Origin of the sequence: Pseudomonas sp. GD04058, assembly GCF_029836855.1 — a bacterium.
In the GTDB taxonomy this organism is placed as follows: Bacteria; Pseudomonadota; Gammaproteobacteria; order Pseudomonadales; family Pseudomonadaceae; genus Aquipseudomonas; species Aquipseudomonas bharatica.
This window is the reverse complement of the sequence record NZ_JAOECN010000005.1, coordinates 239,887-254,220: the sequence shown is the minus strand read 5'-3', so window position 1 is coordinate 254,220 and position 14,334 is coordinate 239,887. Positions and strand designations below refer to the sequence as shown.

Annotated in this window: 15 protein-coding genes and 2 riboswitches; of the genes, 8 read left to right on the top strand and 7 right to left on the bottom strand. The window is 64.9% G+C overall.

Features of this window, described 5'->3' with window-relative positions:
* Nucleotides 1-82: 82 nt before the first annotated feature.
* Together thpR and N7650_RS07075 are read left to right on the top strand one after the other, a co-directional pair.
* A complete protein-coding gene (gene thpR / locus N7650_RS07080; RefSeq protein ID WP_279897632.1) occupies nucleotides 83-640 on the top strand; it encodes an RNA 2',3'-cyclic phosphodiesterase in 558 nt (185 codons plus the stop codon).
* Nucleotides 641-689: 49 nt separating this feature from the next.
* Complete coding sequence (locus N7650_RS07075; protein ID WP_279897631.1) at nucleotides 690-1,718, top strand: hypothetical protein; 1,029 nt, start codon at nucleotides 690-692, stop codon at nucleotides 1,716-1,718.
* Nucleotides 1,719-1,922: 204 nt separating this feature from the next.
* Here N7650_RS07075 and N7650_RS07070 read toward each other — a convergent pair whose 3' ends face one another.
* The gene (locus N7650_RS07070; protein ID WP_279897629.1) at nucleotides 1,923-2,735 is read right to left on the bottom strand and encodes a type 1 glutamine amidotransferase; all 813 of its coding nucleotides are present in this window, start codon (nucleotides 2,733-2,735) and stop codon (nucleotides 1,923-1,925) included.
* 375 nt (nucleotides 2,736-3,110) lie between these two features.
* Here N7650_RS07070 and hpaR point away from each other — a divergent pair, with 375 nt between their 5' ends.
* Together hpaR and N7650_RS07060 are read left to right on the top strand one after the other, a co-directional pair.
* Nucleotides 3,111-3,533, top strand: a complete 423-nt coding sequence (gene hpaR / locus N7650_RS07065; protein WP_009407736.1) for a homoprotocatechuate degradation operon regulator HpaR — start codon at nucleotides 3,111-3,113, stop codon at nucleotides 3,531-3,533.
* A 161-nt stretch (nucleotides 3,534-3,694) separates the two neighbouring features.
* Entirely contained in the window at nucleotides 3,695-3,991 is a 297-nt protein-coding gene (locus tag N7650_RS07060; RefSeq protein ID WP_279897628.1) for a hypothetical protein, read from the top strand.
* A gap of 116 nt (nucleotides 3,992-4,107) precedes the next feature.
* Here N7650_RS07060 and N7650_RS07055 read toward each other — a convergent pair whose 3' ends face one another.
* The 5 genes from N7650_RS07055 to N7650_RS07035 all read right to left on the bottom strand — a co-directional run bounded on the left by N7650_RS07055 (nucleotide 4,108) and on the right by N7650_RS07035 (nucleotide 6,516).
* Entirely contained in the window at nucleotides 4,108-4,353 is a 246-nt protein-coding gene (locus N7650_RS07055; protein WP_009405472.1) for a DUF1272 domain-containing protein, read from the bottom strand.
* A 68-nt stretch (nucleotides 4,354-4,421) separates the two neighbouring features.
* Complete coding sequence (cobM, locus tag N7650_RS07050) at nucleotides 4,422-5,168, bottom strand: precorrin-4 C(11)-methyltransferase (protein WP_009405470.1); 747 nt, start codon at nucleotides 5,166-5,168, stop codon at nucleotides 4,422-4,424.
* A 29-nt stretch (nucleotides 5,169-5,197) separates the two neighbouring features.
* Complete coding sequence (locus tag N7650_RS07045) at nucleotides 5,198-5,623, bottom strand: cobalamin biosynthesis protein (protein ID WP_009405468.1); 426 nt, start codon at nucleotides 5,621-5,623, stop codon at nucleotides 5,198-5,200.
* Complete coding sequence (locus N7650_RS07040; protein WP_279897625.1) at nucleotides 5,623-6,318, bottom strand: CbtA family protein; 696 nt, start codon at nucleotides 6,316-6,318, stop codon at nucleotides 5,623-5,625. The genes N7650_RS07045 and N7650_RS07040 overlap by 1 nt, the downstream gene beginning before the upstream one ends.
* A gap of 9 nt (nucleotides 6,319-6,327) precedes the next feature.
* A complete protein-coding gene (locus tag N7650_RS07035) occupies nucleotides 6,328-6,516 on the bottom strand; it encodes a CbtB-domain containing protein (RefSeq protein WP_009405465.1) in 189 nt (62 codons plus the stop codon).
* Between the two features lie 97 nt (nucleotides 6,517-6,613).
* A riboswitch (cobalamin riboswitch) is annotated at nucleotides 6,614-6,832 on the bottom strand.
* Between the two features lie 56 nt (nucleotides 6,833-6,888).
* Nucleotides 6,889-7,090: riboswitch (cobalamin riboswitch) on the top strand.
* Nucleotides 7,091-7,183: 93 nt separating this feature from the next.
* Here N7650_RS07035 and cobW point away from each other — a divergent pair.
* From cobW to N7650_RS07015, 4 genes are read left to right on the top strand one after another with little or no spacing between them, the layout of a single operon-like run.
* Nucleotides 7,184-8,254 (top strand): cobalamin biosynthesis protein CobW, encoded by a 1,071-nt coding sequence (gene cobW, locus N7650_RS07030; protein WP_279897624.1) that lies wholly within the window; start codon nucleotides 7,184-7,186, stop codon nucleotides 8,252-8,254.
* Nucleotides 8,255-8,257: 3 nt separating this feature from the next.
* Nucleotides 8,258-12,019 carry a cobaltochelatase subunit CobN gene (gene cobN, locus N7650_RS07025; RefSeq protein WP_279897623.1) on the top strand — a complete coding sequence of 1,254 codons (3,762 nt, stop codon included), beginning with the start codon at nucleotides 8,258-8,260 and terminating at the stop codon, nucleotides 12,017-12,019.
* A gap of 1 nt (nucleotide 12,020) precedes the next feature.
* The gene (locus N7650_RS07020; protein ID WP_279897622.1) at nucleotides 12,021-13,019 is read left to right on the top strand and encodes an AAA family ATPase; all 999 of its coding nucleotides are present in this window, start codon (nucleotides 12,021-12,023) and stop codon (nucleotides 13,017-13,019) included.
* Nucleotides 13,020-13,063: 44 nt separating this feature from the next.
* Nucleotides 13,064-13,678: a VWA domain-containing protein gene (locus tag N7650_RS07015; RefSeq protein ID WP_279897620.1), complete on the top strand. Its 615-nt coding sequence runs from the start codon at nucleotides 13,064-13,066 to the stop codon at nucleotides 13,676-13,678.
* Between the two features lie 88 nt (nucleotides 13,679-13,766).
* Here N7650_RS07015 and N7650_RS07010 read toward each other — a convergent pair whose 3' ends face one another.
* Nucleotides 13,767-14,033 carry a hypothetical protein gene (locus tag N7650_RS07010; protein ID WP_009405454.1) on the bottom strand — a complete coding sequence of 89 codons (267 nt, stop codon included), beginning with the start codon at nucleotides 14,031-14,033 and terminating at the stop codon, nucleotides 13,767-13,769.
* Nucleotides 14,034-14,334: the final 301 nt, after the last annotated feature.

The following is a 14,334-nucleotide window of genomic DNA, read 5'->3' as shown; positions in this document are numbered from 1 at the left end:
AGCAGGCTTGGCCAGGTCCGATAGCCGGGCAGGGCGGCACTGTCTTGAGTCATAGTGCCGCGAGACACCCAAGGAGCCTTTCGTGATCAGTCTCGACCCCGGACCCAACGAACCCTTCAAGCGCCTGTTCTTCGCCTTGCCCTGCACCCCGACGCAAGGCAAGGCCCTGTCACGCTGGCGCAGCGACCTGCGCCTGCGCAGCGGCAAGCCGGTACCAACCGGGAATTTCCATGTGACCCTGATGTTTCTCGGCGCAGTCGGTGTCAGTCAGTTGCCGGCGATTTTCGAAATAGCCGCACGGCTGCGCCCGCTGGAGCGTCCGCAACCGCTGGTTCTTGATCGCCTGGAGGTCTGGCGGCGCAGCCAGGCGCTGGTGCTGACCACGCAGGAACCACCAAAAGCGCTGCTGCGCTGGGTCTACCAGTTGCAGGAGGCCTTGTTGCCACTGGGCTTCGTCGTCGATTCAAAAGCGTTTCGCCCGCACCTGACGCTGGCCCGGGATTTCCGCCACGAAGTGCCAGAGGCAGCGGTGGCGCCCGAGTTTCGCTGGAATGCACGGGAGTTCGTGCTCTACGAGTCCAGCAAAGGCCAATACGAGCCCCTGGCGCACTGGCCCCTGCTGGATATCGCCAGAAGTTAGATCGGCGCAGCAACGCCGTTCCTATACTCCAGACAGCGTGGCGAAGGGGGTGGCGATCGTGAACCGGCGTTCCCTGTATCGGGTGTGGCTTGTGGCGTTGCTGGTGATCCTGTGCGGTTGCGGTTCGCGCAACCGCGTGCCGGAGGTGCCGCCGGTGGTGCTGTCGCCCGCCGCCTGGCAGCAGGTGGACCGGGAGATCGTCCAGGCTTCGCGCGGCGCCGCCGGTTCGGCCGGGGACTATGCACGGCGCTCCATGCGGGTCTGGCGCGAGCAGGTGCAGGTACAGGCCGAAGAGAATTTCATTCCCTGGTTCACCGGCTACTGGACCCAGCAATGGCTGACCCTCAGGGTGGCCTGGTACAAGATGAGCCAGCACCGGGACCAGCCCGATAACCGCCTGGCTCTTTATCTGCAGGACGCCTATCGCGAGCGCGTTCTGGAACCGGTGGCCGAGCAGATCAATCCCGACCTGATCCGCGAGCGTGCGACCGAGTTGTACGTGCAATTGCTCGGCCAGCAGATCCAGGGGATTGGCGAGCGCTATCGGCCTGCGCCGGACCAGTTCGCCCTGCACCTTGAACGTATTCCCGCCATTGCCCTGGGCCCGCCTGCCGCGCGGGATGCCAGCCTGCGCGGCGTGCTCACGGCAAAGCCCTTCGTGCAACTGCCGGCCTGGCTGGCCCTGAACGAAGAGATTCGCAAGGCCGCAACGGCCAATGCGACGGCGTCGGACAACGGACTGTCATCGGTAGCCAGCAAAGCCAGCACACGCCTGGAGGCGACCCTGGCGCCCCGGGGTGCGCTCAGCGCCGTGGCGGCAGCGGTGGGCAAGGCGGCGGGGATGGCGATCTCGGTGGCCTCGGCCGGGATCGGCGCGATGATGCATGAGAGCGACCGACCGGAGATGGTCGAGCAATTGCGGGTGATCCTCAATGCGGCATTGAACGAGGAGTGGCAGAACCTGATGGAGAACCATGGCACCGGGGTGATGGCCGGGGTCTGGTCGTTGTCGGGGCAGATCGAAGGCGAACTGATGGGAAGGGTGGGAATGGAGCCGAGGATGGATGCTATTCCCTAGCGCAGACAGCCGCTGGGGCGATGCTCTTAAGGTTGATTCTGTTTTGGGTTAAATCATTTAAAAACAATGAGTTATGTGGCTAATGTAAAGTCACTTGTTTGGAAGGGCGGTGCGGTACGCACAAAAAAGGCCGTATCGATGTGCGCTCGATACGGCCTTTCGGATTTAAAAGTTCTTCTAAATCAGTGTTTTGAGGTGATTATCTCAAGCGATACTTTGGGTCTTGCTTTGCTGCTTCTTGCTCGCCTGCACCCGGCAAGCGTCGCCAAATGCCTCGAACATCCGCACCGAATCCGGGTTCTTCGCGGCTTGCCATTCAGGATGCCATTGCACCGCGAACAGGAATGGCGACAGGCTCGGCGCATGGATCGCCTCGACCAGGCCGTCTTCGGCATGAGCCAGGGGCTCGACGCCGTCGCCCAGGGTTTTCAGGCCCTGGCCATGCAGCGAGTTGACGCGGATCTCGTCGCTCTGCAGCAGTTCCTGCAGCCAGCTGCCTGGCTTCAGGCGCACGCTGTGGGAGGCGGCATATTGCACGTCCACCGGATCCTCGGGGTTTTCCCGGTGATCATTGAAGCCTGGCTCGGCATAGACCTTCTGGTAGATATCACCGCCGAGGGCCACGTTGATTTCCTGCATGCCACGGCAGATGCCGAAGATCGGCAGGCCGCGGGCGATGGCCAGTTGTACCAGCGGCAGATCGAACAGGTCGCGGTCCCGGTCCTGGGCCTTGCCCGGGGTTTCGTTTTCCTGGCCGTAGAGGGCCGGGTCGATGTTGCTGCCGGCACCGGTCAGGTAGACGCCGTCAGCCATGTCCAGGTACTGCTCGAGATCGTCGATGCCGCAGCAGGTGGGGACCAGGACCGGGACGCAGCCGGCGTGTTCCACCAGCGGAGTGATGTACTTGTGGGTCATCACCTGGTAGTCGTGACCCTTGCGCTCTTGAGTGCCCATGGTCATCAGGACCACGGGTTTGCGGGATTTCTGATTCTTATTGCCAATGTTGCTGTTGGGCATATGTCACCTTGGGACAGGCGCAGCCTGTCATTGTTGTGCAGGCGCGCCGCTATCGAGCTGGCGCTGCCTGGGGTTTCGAGCACTGCCGGGAGGCACGCGAAGCTCTGTTCCCGGTCGAAACCTGCCCCATAGCTTGCCAGAGCCGTTAAATATATCAAGCGGATTCATGCTTTTGTGTGCGTATTTTTTAACGTTCTGAGCGAGGTATTAGTTATAAGACCCTGATTTTAATCAAATAAATCGGTGCTATATCGAGTGAGGCAGTTCATTATATTTGACGATTGTCCCGGCTCGATTCGCCGTGCCTGCCAAGGGCCTTGCAGGCGGTAACCCCGGCTCTTAAGCTGCCCCATCATCGTTGATATCAGTCTGACCATGTCGAAACCAAGACCTTCACTGACCCTCACCTTGCTTCAGGCCCGCGAAGCCGCCATGGCCTTCTTCCGCCCATCCCTCAACGAGCACGGGCTGACCGAGCAGCAATGGCGGGTGATCCGCATCCTGCGCCAGCAGGGTGAACTGGAAAGCCATCAGTTGGCCGAGCAGGCCTGCATCCTCAAGCCGAGCATGACCGGCGTGCTCGCTCGCCTGGAGCGCGACGGTCTGGTGCGGCGCAAGAAGTCCAGTACCGACCAGCGCAGGGTTTTCGTCGGCCTGACGGAGCAGGGCCAGCAATGCTTCATCGCCATGAGCGAGGATATGGAGCGCAACTACCAACGCATCCTTGAACAGTTCGGCGATGAAAAATTGCAGGCGCTGCTGGGCTTGCTGAACGAACTGAAAAACGTCAAGCCCTGACGCCGATTCGCGCAAGTAAAAAGTCCTACATATACTGTCGGTTATCCGCCACAGCTTGCCGTCGTCGGTCGGACATCGACGCCTCGATGCCCGTTGGTAGTGCCGTATCCGCAGTAGCCCGCACGCGAGGTGTCCTTACAGACGCTAAGAGGGCTATTGCGATGGACATCATGACTCTGATCATCCAGATCATCAGCGGTGTGATTGGCGGCAACGTGGCAGGGTTGAGCAAGGAGGGGATGGGGCCGACCCTGAACTCCATAGCAGGTGCAATCGGCGGGGTGCTGCTGGGGCAGGTGCTGGCCCACCTGACCGGCGATCAATCCTTGGCCGAGGCCGGAGCGGCAGGAAACCTGGATATCCCGGCCATCATCAGCAGCGTGATCGGCGGTGGTGCCGGTGGCGCGGTGTTGACCTGGGTGGCTGGGTTCATCAAGAGCAAGATGCAGACGCATTGATGTGAGTTCGATGGCCTCATCGCTGGCAAGCCAGCTCCCACAGTGATCGCGTGCACCACTACACCTGTGGGAGCTGGCTTGCCAGCGATGAGGCCATCAGCAACGCCTTAAAAGCTTCAGTGTGCAGGACACCCCTCGGCCTTCACCGTCCGCACCGTCGTCGCCGGATTCTTCACCAGCTTCTCGCCGACCCGCGCCGGTCGCGGCTGCAATTCACCGCCACAGTTCGGGCATTTGCCCTTCAATTGGTCGCCCGCACAGCTACGGCAGTAAGTGCATTCGAACGAACAGATCATCGCGTCGCGACTGTCGCCTGGCAGTGGCGTGGCGCAACATTCGCAGCAAGGACGAAGTTCCAGCATCGGGGCAATCCTTTCTCGGGTGGTGGTTGCCGTAGAGTGCAGGTCCGCCAACGGCAGTGCAAGGGGCCTCAGGGCCGGTACAGATGGGCATGCCCGGCGCGGTACAGCGCCGATTCGCTGAAACTGTCGCTGGCCAGAACACGACCCACCAGGATCAGCGCGGTACGCCGGAAGCCCTTGGCCGCCGTCAGTGCGACGATATCGTCCAGCGTCCCCAGCACCCAGTCCTGGTCCGGCCACGTCGCGCGGTGGACCACGGCGATCGGGCAGTCGCCGCCGTAATGCGGGCGCAGTTCCTCGACGATCTTCGGCAGATGGCGCACCCCCAGGTGAATCGCCATCGTCGTCTTGTGGCTGGCCAGGCTGGCCAGGGCTTCGCCCTCGGGCATCGGCGAGGAATCGGCGAAGCGGGTGAGGATCACGCTCTGGGCGATGTCCGGCAGGGTCAGTTCGCAGCCGAGCAGGGCGGCGCTGGCCGCCGTGGCCGTGACCCCGGGGATGATCTCGTAGGGAATCCCCAGCTCGCGCAAGTGGCGGATCTGCTCGCCGATGGCGCCATACAGGCTGGGGTCGCCGCTGTGCACCCGGGCGATATCCTGGCCCTTGGCATGGGCGGCAGCGATCGCCTCGATGATCTGTTGCAGGTGCAGTTCGGCACTGTTGATCAGGGTTTCGGCGTTATGCCCGTCGAGCACGGCGGCGGGTACCAGCGAGCCGGCATAGATGATCACCGGGCACTGACGGATCAGGCGCTGGCCCTTGACGGTGATCAGCTCCGGATCGCCAGGGCCGGCGCCGATGAAATAGACGGTCATGGGAAGTCTCTGGAAAACGGAATGACGGATTATCCGCCAGAAGCAGGGAGCCAGGCCAATGCCAGGGTCATATCGTCGCGCACGATGCGTTCGACGCGCAGCGCGGCCAGCCCGCCGCCCAGTTGTTCGGCCAGGGCCAGGGCGCTGCTTTCCGCCACGCCGTAACAGCCGCTGTGCTGAAAGGCAATGGCCGAACGATGGCTAAGGCGCGGGGTAAAGGCAGCGAGTTGCACGGCACTGAAGAAGTGCAGGGGTAGGCCGAGATCGGCAGCCAGTTGCAGCAGGCCGGGTTCCTGGCGCTTGAGATCGATGCTGGCAAGACCGACCAGCGCGGCGAAAGGCAGGTTGCGCGACTGCATGACATCGCGCAGCAATCCGGCCAGTTCGCTGGCCGGAGCGCCACGCCGGCAACCCAGCCCGGCATACAGCGGCGCTACGCCGGGCGGGACGGCCATCAGGCGGACTGCCGCCGGTACAGCCAGGCGCTGATCAGGCCCAGGGCCAGCCAGAAACCGGCATTGGTCAGCAACGACGCGACAATGAACTGCGATTCCAGGGCTTCCGGCGCCAGGCTTTCATGCACTTCCGGCTGCGGCGCGCCGATCACGTGGGGAATCGCCAGCAGAATCAGGCCGGCGATTTTCAGCACCCAGTTGCCGGCAAACACTATCAACGCCAGGCCGACAGCGGTGGCGGCGGCGGTGCCAACCCACCAGAACTGGCGCTGGGCCAGGTCTGCGGCCGCCGTGCCGGGCAGTTCCGGTGGCAGGCCGAGGTTCGGCGCCAGGCAGAACACGGCGAACCCGCCCAGGCCCCAAAGCGCGCCGGCACCGACGCTGCGTGGACTGCGCAGGGTGTACATGCCCGCCAGCAACAAGGCGAAGCCTACCGCGACCACCAGGTTACCGCCGGTGGTGGACAGCACGCGCTGCCAGCCATCTTCCGGCGACCAGGCTTCGGCGTCGTGGTGATGGCTTTCGCCAGCGGCGGCGTCGGCATGCTCGTGCTCATGGGCGGCAGCCGGCGCGGAGCCCTCGTAGGTTTCCGCCTGGAGAATCAACGGCGCGACCCAGAAGCTTTGCAGCACGGTCAGCAGCAAAGCCGCGAGCAGCCCGGTAAAGCCCGCGGTACGGGCAATGCGAGTGAGCATGGTGCGACCTCAGTGGCAAGGGAAGGCGGCGCTGTGGCGGGTATCGTGGGCGGCGTTGTGCACCGCTTCGATATGCGAGAAGCCGGCGAAATAGACCAGGCACAGGCCCAGTACCGAGGCGCTGACGGCAGCGATGACACGTTGGCTGAGGGTGGTGGAGGTACTGCTGGCGTGACTGGCGGTGGTGGTGACGGGCATGGCGCTTTCCTTTTGCAGTTGTCGTGGCAACAGGCAAGCGCGAAGAACTCCGGGGCATGGAAGTCCAGGAGTGCAACGTCGCCCGCCCACCGCGGGTTTGGTCAAATCGGTCGTGGGCCGGTCTCCGGGCTTTCAAGGGGCCATGGGTCTGGGCGTCTCCTTCCCATGCCGGACTGCTGGCACAGTGGATCAGACGTTTTCCTCGATTACCGTTGCGGGGGCAGCACCGGACTTGCCACGGTCTTGAAGACCATGGCGCACCGGTTTCCCGTTTCACCTTTTGCAATAAAAAGGCACCCAAACGAATCGCGTTAGGAAATCACGCGCGTTGACATCCGTCAATACAGCGGTTGACCGGCCTCCGGGCACTGCGTAGCCTTGCCGGTTCGAGGTTCTCCGACACGGGTCGGAGCTAAGACGGGAACGCGGTGCCGAAGCCGCGGCTGCCCCCGCAACTGTAGGCGTTGAGCCCACCGACCATTGCCACTGCCGGTTATATAAGGCGGGAAGGCGTCGATGGCGTCCCGAGGACACAATGCAAGCCAGGAGACCTGCCTCGACCAGATTCCACATTAACCGGGCGGGGTGATCCGGTGGCGAACGCGTCCAGACCGCACGGTTGCTGGCCTCCGTCCCCATGCCCGCCATGCTGCCAAGGGCATCCGACATGAAAACACTGGCCAAACTTCCCGTTACCATCGTCACCGGCTTCCTCGGCTCGGGTAAAACCACCTTGCTGCGCCATATGCTCGACAACGCCAACGGCCGCCGCATCGCGGTGATCGTCAACGAGTTTGGCGAGCTGGGCATCGATGGCGAAATCCTCAAGCAGTGCAGCATCGGCTGCACCGAGGAAGAGGCCAATGGCCGCGTCTACGAATTGGCCAACGGCTGCCTGTGCTGCACGGTGCAGGAAGAGTTCTTCCCGGTGATGCGCGAGCTGGTAGCGCGACGTGGCGACCTGGACCAGATCCTCATCGAAACCAGCGGCCTGGCCTTGCCCAAACCGCTGGTCCAGGCGTTCCAGTGGCCGGAAATCCGCAACGCCTGCACCGTCGATGCGGTGATCACCGTGGTCGACAGCCCGGCCGTGGCCGCCGGCACCTTCGCCGCCTTCCCCGACCAGGTCGATGCCCAGCGCAAGCTTGACCCGAACCTGGACCACGAATCGCCACTGCACGAGCTGTTCGCCGACCAACTGGCCAGCGCCGACCTGGTGATCCTCAACAAGTGCGACCAGATCGCCCCTGAAGCCCTGGCCGCCGTGCGCGCCGAGGTCGAGGAAGAGCTGCCGCCAGCGGTCAAGGTGGTTGAAGCGAGCAAGGGCGCGCTGCCGCTGGAAGTGCTGCTGGGCCTGGGTGCCGAGTCCGAGGCCCATATCGACGGCCGCCGCACCCACCATGATTCGCACCATGACGGCGACGATGACCACGACGATCACGACCATGACGCCTTCGACTCCATCTCCCTCGACCTGCCGGAAGCCGACGAAAGCCTGCTGCTCGACGCCTTGACCCAACTGGTCAGCGAGACCGGCATCCTGCGCGTCAAGGGCTTCGCGGCGATTCCGGGCAAGCCGATGCGCCTGCTGATCCAGGGCGTGGGCAGCCGTTTCGACAAGCATTTCGACCGCGCCTGGCGCAGCGACGAAGCGCGCATCACCCGCCTGGTGCTGATTGGCCAGGACCTCGATGCCTCGGCCCTCGAAGCGCGGCTGCGCGCGGCCCTGGGCGCCTGATCCATGCACCTGCTGCGGACCCAGCCCGGCGGCTTCGTGCCGGACGACAGCATTGCCGACCTCGGCCAGACCCCGGCCGAACTGGTGATTCTCTGCAGCGGTGATTCGCACTTGGCGTTGCTGGCGGAAGCCGCCCGCGAGCTGCCGGAGGATTATCCCAGCCTGCGCCTGGCCAACCCCATGCAGGTACAGAACCACGCCTCGGTCGACCTGTACGTCGACCAGGTGTTGCGCCACGCCAGGGTGATCCTGGTGTCGCTGCATGGCGGCATCGGCTATTGGCGCTATGGCGTCGAGCAGCTTGTCGAGCTGGCGACCCGTGGCGTGAAGCTCATCCTGGTCCCGGGTGACGATCGCCCGGACCCGGAGCTGAGCAGCCTGGGCAACGTCGCAGCCGAGCAGGCCGAGCGCCTCTGGCACTTCCTGCGCCAGGGCGGCAAGGCCAATGCCCGGAACCTGTTCAACTGCCTCGCCAGTTCCTGGCTGGGGCGCGATTACCCCTGGGACGAACCACGGCAACTGCCGCGTACCAGCCTGTATCACCCGCGTCATGCCGAGGCCGGAATGGCCCACTGGCGCGCCGATTGGCACGCCGGGCGACCCGTTGTGCCGATCCTGTTCTACCGCTCCCATCTGCAAGCGGCCAATACCGGCTTTATCGATGTGTTCTGCCAGCGGCTGGAAGGCGCCGGGCTGAATCCGCTGCCGATCGCCGTGGCCAGCCTGAAGGAGGCTGGCTGCCTGGCCCAGGTCGAAGACTGGCTGGACGAAACCGATGCGGCGTTGATCATCAACACCACCGGTTTCGCCCAGTCGAGCCCGGAGCAGCCGCACCTGCGCCCGTTCCGCCGGGATATCCCGGTGCTGCAGGCGATCTGCGCCCAGGACAACGAACCCGGCTGGCAGGCCAGCGAGCAAGGCCTCGGCGCCCGCGACCTGGCCATGCACATCGCCTTGCCGGAACTGGACGGACGCATCATCACCCGGCCGATCAGCTTCAAGGACCTGGCCTGGCGCAGCGAGCGCAGCCAGTCCGATGTGGTCTGCTACCGGCCGCAGCCCGAGCGCATGGACTTCGTTGCGGAGCTTGCGCAGCGCTGGTGCGAGCTGGCGCGCCTGCCCAACCGGCAGAAGCGCGTGGCCCTGGTACTGGCCAACTACCCGACCCGGGATGGCCGCATCGGCAACGGTGTCGGCCTGGATACCCCGGCAGCGGCGCTGAATATCCTGCGTGCCCTGAAACAGCAGGATTACCCGGTGGGCGAGCTGCCGGACAGCGGCACCCGGCTGATCCACGACCTGCTCGGTGGCGTCAGCAACGACCTCGACAGCCTCGACCAGCGCCCGTGCATGCAAAGCATGGCCCTGGATGACTACCTGGCGGCCTTCGCGCAGTTGCCCGAGGCCAACCAGCGGGCGGTGCGCGAGCGCTGGGGCGAACCCTCGGCGGACCCGATGTGCCGTGGCGGGCGGATGATGATTGCCGGCCTGCGCCTGGGCCTGACCTTTGTCGGCATCCAGCCGGCGCGGGGTTATCAACTCGACCAGAGTGCGGTCTATCACGATCCCGACCTGGTCCCGCCCCATGGCTACCTGGCCTTCTATTTCTGGCTGCGCCATGGCTTTGCCGCCGATGCGCTGATCCATGTCGGCAAGCACGGCAACCTGGAGTGGCTGCCGGGCAAGGGCGTCGGGCTGTCGGCGGGCTGCTGGCCGGATGCGCTGATCGGGCCGCTGCCGAATATCTACCCGTTCATCGTCAACGATCCGGGTGAGGGCGCCCAGGCCAAGCGTCGCACCCAGGCGGTGATCATCGATCATTTGATGCCGCCCCTGACCCGTGCCGAGACCTACGGGCCGTTGCGCAACCTGGAGCGCCTGGCCGACGAATACTACGAGGCGCAGTTGCTGGACCCGCGGCGTGCCGTGGAGTTGCAGAAGGAGATCCTGCAACTGGTGCGCGACAACCATATCGACCGCGAGCTGCAACTGGACGGCGCGCTGGACGATGCGGCGGTGTGGCTGCCGCGCCTGGACACCTACCTGTGCGACCTCAAGGAATCGCAGATCCGCGACGGCCTGCATGTGTTCGGCGAGTCGCCTACGGGCCGGCTGCGCATCGATACCCTGGCGGCACTGCTGCGGGTAGCCCGTGGCGACGGTCGCGGAGCCAATGCCAGCCTGCCGCGGGCGCTGGCCCGCGCCCTGGCGCTGGGCTTCGATCCGCTGGACTGCGAGCTGGGGGAACCCTGGCACGGGCCGCGACCACATTGGCTGGCGAACCTCGACGACACGCCGTGGCGCACGGCGGGGGATACCCGCGAGCGTCTGGAAATGCTTTCGGCACGCTTGATCGAGCAGACCCTTGCAGGCGAACTGGCGGTGCCGGACGACGCGCAATGGACCGATGTGCGCGCGGTGCTGGAGGCGCTGGCCGAGCGTGTTGCGCCGCAACTGGACGCCTGCGGCGAGGCGGAAATGCACGGCGTACTGTCGGCCCTCGAAGGGCGTTTCGTCCCCGCTGGCCCCAGCGGTGCGCCGAGCCGCGGACGCCTCGATGTGCTGCCCACCGGGCGCAACTTCTATACCGTCGATGTGCGCAACCTGCCCACGGCCACCGCCTGGCGCCTGGGCTTCACTTCGGCCAGCCTGATTCTCGAACGTCATTTGCAGGATCACGGCGACCACCTGCGCCAGCTCGGCCTGTCGGTCTGGGGCACGGCGACCATGCGCACCGGCGGTGACGATATCGCCCAGGCCATGGCCCTGATGGGCGTGCGTCCGGTATGGGCGGCGGGCAGTCACCGGGTCGACGATTTCGAGATCCTGCCGCTGAGCCTGCTGGACCGCCCTCGGGTGGACGTGACCCTGCGCGTCTCCGGCTTCTTCCGCGATGCCTTCGGCAACCTCATCAAGCTGTTCGACGCAGCCGTACAGGCCGTGGCGGCGCTGGACGAGCCGGACGACATGAACCCCCTGGCGGCCCGGGTGCGCAGCGAGCACGCCGAACTGCTCGCCAGCGGTCTGGACGCAGAGCAGGCGCGGCGCCAGGCCGGCTGGCGGGTGTTCGGCGCCAAGCCCGGCGCTTACGGAGCGGGGGTGCAGAACGCCATCGACGGACGCCTGTGGCACAGCCGCGAGGACCTCGCCGAGGTCTACCTCAATCACGGCGGCTATGCCTACGGTGGCGCCGATGACGGTACCGAGGCACGGGCGCCTTTCGCCCGGCGCCTGAGCCAGGTGCAGGCCGTGGTGCAGAACCAGGATAACCATGAGCACGACCTGCTCGATTCCAACGACTACTACCAGTTCCAGGGTGGCATGCTCGCTGCGGTGGAAAGCCTCGGCGGGCAAGGCGTCGCCAGCTATCACGGCGATCACAGCCAGCCGGAGCGCCCGCGCATCCGCACCCTCAAGGAAGAACTGAACCGGGTGATCCGTGCCCGCGCGCTCAATCCCAAGTGGATCGACGGGGTCAAGCGCCATGGCTACAAGGGTGCCTTCGAACTGGCGGCGACGGTGGACAACCTGTTCGCCTTCGATGCCACCACCCACCTGATCGACGATCACCATTACCAGGCGCTGGCCGATGCCTATGTGCTCGACCCGGCGACCCGCGAATTCATCCAGCAGCATAATCCCGAAGCCTTGCGCGATATCACCGAGCGCCTGGTCGAGGCCCAGCAGCGTGGCCTCTGGCAGGACCCGGGGGCTTATCGCGAGGCGCTTGAACAACAGCTGCTGGATGGCGAGGAAGAGGCTTGAAATGACTGAACCCGTGCATTTTCCCCTGGCTGCGGTGGTCGGCGCCGAGGACCTGAAACTGGCCCTGTGCCTGACCGCCATCGACCCGAAGATCGGTGGCGTGCTGATCGAGGGGCCGCGCGGCATGGCCAAGAGCACCCTGGCTCGCGGCCTGGCCGACCTGCTTGGCGAGGGGCCGTTCGTGACCTTGCCGCTGGGCGCCAGCGAAGAGCGCCTGGTCGGCACCCTGGACCTGGATGCCGCGCTGGGCCAGGGCCGCGTGCAGTTTTCCCCGGGTGTACTGGCCAAGGCCGACGGCGGCGTGCTGTATGTCGACGAGGTCAACCTGCTGCCCGACCATCTGGTGGACCTGTTGCTGGACGTCGCGGCCAGCGGCACCAACCGCATCGAGCGCGATGGCCTGTCCCACCGGCACAGCGCACGCTTCGTGCTGATCGGCACGATGAACCCGGAAGAAGGCGAGTTGCGCCCGCAATTGCTCGATCGCTTCGGCCTCAACGTGGCGCTGCACGGGCAACCCGTGCCCGAGGCCAGGGGGCAGATCCTGCGTCGGCGCCTGGCGTTCGATGGCGATCCTGCGGGCTTCGTTGCCCAATGGGCGCCGGCCCAGGCGGCGCTGCGCCAGCGCTGCCAGGACGCCCGCCAGCGCCTGGCTAGCATCGAACTGGATGACCGTTCGCTGGCGCTGATCACCGAGCGTTGCTTCGCGGCAGGGGTGGACGGCCTGCGTGCCGACCTGGTCTGGTGGCGTGCCGCCCGGGCCCATGCTGCCTGGCGTGGCGGCGAGCGAATCGAGGACGCGGATATCGAGGCGGTGGCCGAGTTCGCCTTGCGCCACCGTCGCCAGCAATCGCCCGCCGACGCTCAGCCACCGGTACCGCAGGCTGGCCAGCCGCAGCAGAACCAGGCAATGCCAGCCGGGCAATGGGGTGAAATGCCGGCGCAGCCGGTCGCGACAGGGCCACGGCGCGAGGTGCCGGCCTGGCCAAAAAAGCCCTGAGCATCCGCGCCCGCGCCAGCGTGGATGCCAGGCCCAGGGCCGGCATGCTCGACAAGGGCGCGCGCGGCCGTGGGCGTAGCGCGGGGCAGGGCAAGGTGGACTGGCCAGCGACCTTGCTCAAGGGGCGTCCAGGCAAGCGCGGCGACCTGCGCTGGACACAGCGCCATGCTGCCAGCCCGGAACTCTGGCTGGTGATAGTCGACGCCTCGGCCTCGACCCGGCGCTATCAGGCCCTGAGCAAGGCCAAGGGCGTCCTGGCGAACTTTTTCGACCAGGCGTATCGGGCCCGGGCGCGATTGGCGCTGCTGACGGCCAGCGGCAGCACGCCACGCTGGCAACGCCACGGCCTGAAAGCCTCGGCGGCGTTGCAGCCATGGTTGGCGGATCTGGGGGCGGGTGGCGGGACGCCATTGCTTGCAGCGCTGGAGCAAGCACGGCAGTGGTTGTTGCATCGGCAACGGCAGTTTCCCGCCGAAGCGCAACGCTGCCTGGTATTGACCGACGGACGGCTGGCTCTCGACACACCACTTCAAGCGTTGCCGTGCAGCACTTTATTGCTTGATATGGAAAGTGCGCCCATTCGTCTTGGGCGGGCTCGCCAGCTGGCGGAAAGTTTGCAGGCAGAATACCGGCATATCGATGAACTGGCAGTTGGCTAACCGCGGTGATGTGTCGCAGCGACAATAAGGTACAACTTCGCGACAAGAAAAAAGTGCACCCTGGGTGCACTTTTTTCATTCGGGAAAGTTACTTCGGCATGGTCCAGGGTTGCAGGTCGTAACCCTTCTGGCGCAGTTCGGCGCGCACTTCCTCGATCAGGTGAGCCCACTGTGCCGGGTCGGAATAGGTGCTGCTCGATACCTGCTTGCTGCCGATCCGGGTGCTGGTCCGGTCAATCACGGCAAGGCTTAGCTCACCGGTACCGTTTGGCGCATCCCAGGCAACGCACTGGAAGGGTTCGAAGGCATGGTCGGCAATCAGCAGTGCTTCGTTGACACGCAGCGGAGCGTTCATGGGTTCGGTCTCTCTGTGGTCCCAAACATCGAAAGAAAGTTGCCGGGCGTGATTCGCGGCGGCAGGTTACTTGTACTGATGTCCGAAGTAACGGGGTAAGTCACACCTGTCGGGAAAATTTTTTATTCCCTCTTCGGTCATTCGCTTTTTCCTGGCGCTTGTGACGGCGGATTGCGAAGAATGTTCCATGAAGGAAATGTAATGCGATTTTTCAACGGACAGACGGTAGTGGGGATCCCGACGTTCGTTGCTACTGTTACAAGCGGGTTTGCCAAGATGCTGTTTCCATTCGTTTTTCCAA

What these genes read in the sequence shown, in the direction of transcription:
- N7650_RS07035 (WP_009405465.1), bottom strand. Translation starts at nt 6,516, where the DNA reads ATGCCCGTCACCACCACCGCCAGTCACGCCAGCAGTACCTCCACCACC.
- cobW (WP_279897624.1), top strand. Translation starts at nt 7,184, where the DNA reads ATGAAAACACTGGCCAAACTTCCCGTTACCATCGTCACCGGCTTCCTC.
- N7650_RS07060 (WP_279897628.1), top strand. Translation starts at nt 3,695, where the DNA reads ATGGACATCATGACTCTGATCATCCAGATCATCAGCGGTGTGATTGGC.
- N7650_RS07040 (WP_279897625.1), bottom strand. Translation starts at nt 6,318, where the DNA reads ATGCTCACTCGCATTGCCCGTACCGCGGGCTTTACCGGGCTGCTCGCG.
- N7650_RS07015 (WP_279897620.1), top strand. Translation starts at nt 13,064, where the DNA reads ATGCTCGACAAGGGCGCGCGCGGCCGTGGGCGTAGCGCGGGGCAGGGC.
- N7650_RS07010 (WP_009405454.1), bottom strand. Translation starts at nt 14,033, where the DNA reads ATGAACGCTCCGCTGCGTGTCAACGAAGCACTGCTGATTGCCGACCAT.
- N7650_RS07045 (WP_009405468.1), bottom strand. Translation starts at nt 5,623, where the DNA reads ATGGCCGTCCCGCCCGGCGTAGCGCCGCTGTATGCCGGGCTGGGTTGC.
- N7650_RS07055 (WP_009405472.1), bottom strand. Translation starts at nt 4,353, where the DNA reads ATGCTGGAACTTCGTCCTTGCTGCGAATGTTGCGCCACGCCACTGCCA.
- N7650_RS07070 (WP_279897629.1), bottom strand. Translation starts at nt 2,735, where the DNA reads ATGCCCAACAGCAACATTGGCAATAAGAATCAGAAATCCCGCAAACCC.
- cobN (WP_279897623.1), top strand. Translation starts at nt 8,258, where the DNA reads ATGCACCTGCTGCGGACCCAGCCCGGCGGCTTCGTGCCGGACGACAGC.
- N7650_RS07020 (WP_279897622.1), top strand. Translation starts at nt 12,021, where the DNA reads ATGACTGAACCCGTGCATTTTCCCCTGGCTGCGGTGGTCGGCGCCGAG.
- cobM (WP_009405470.1), bottom strand. Translation starts at nt 5,168, where the DNA reads ATGACCGTCTATTTCATCGGCGCCGGCCCTGGCGATCCGGAGCTGATC.
- hpaR (WP_009407736.1), top strand. Translation starts at nt 3,111, where the DNA reads ATGTCGAAACCAAGACCTTCACTGACCCTCACCTTGCTTCAGGCCCGC.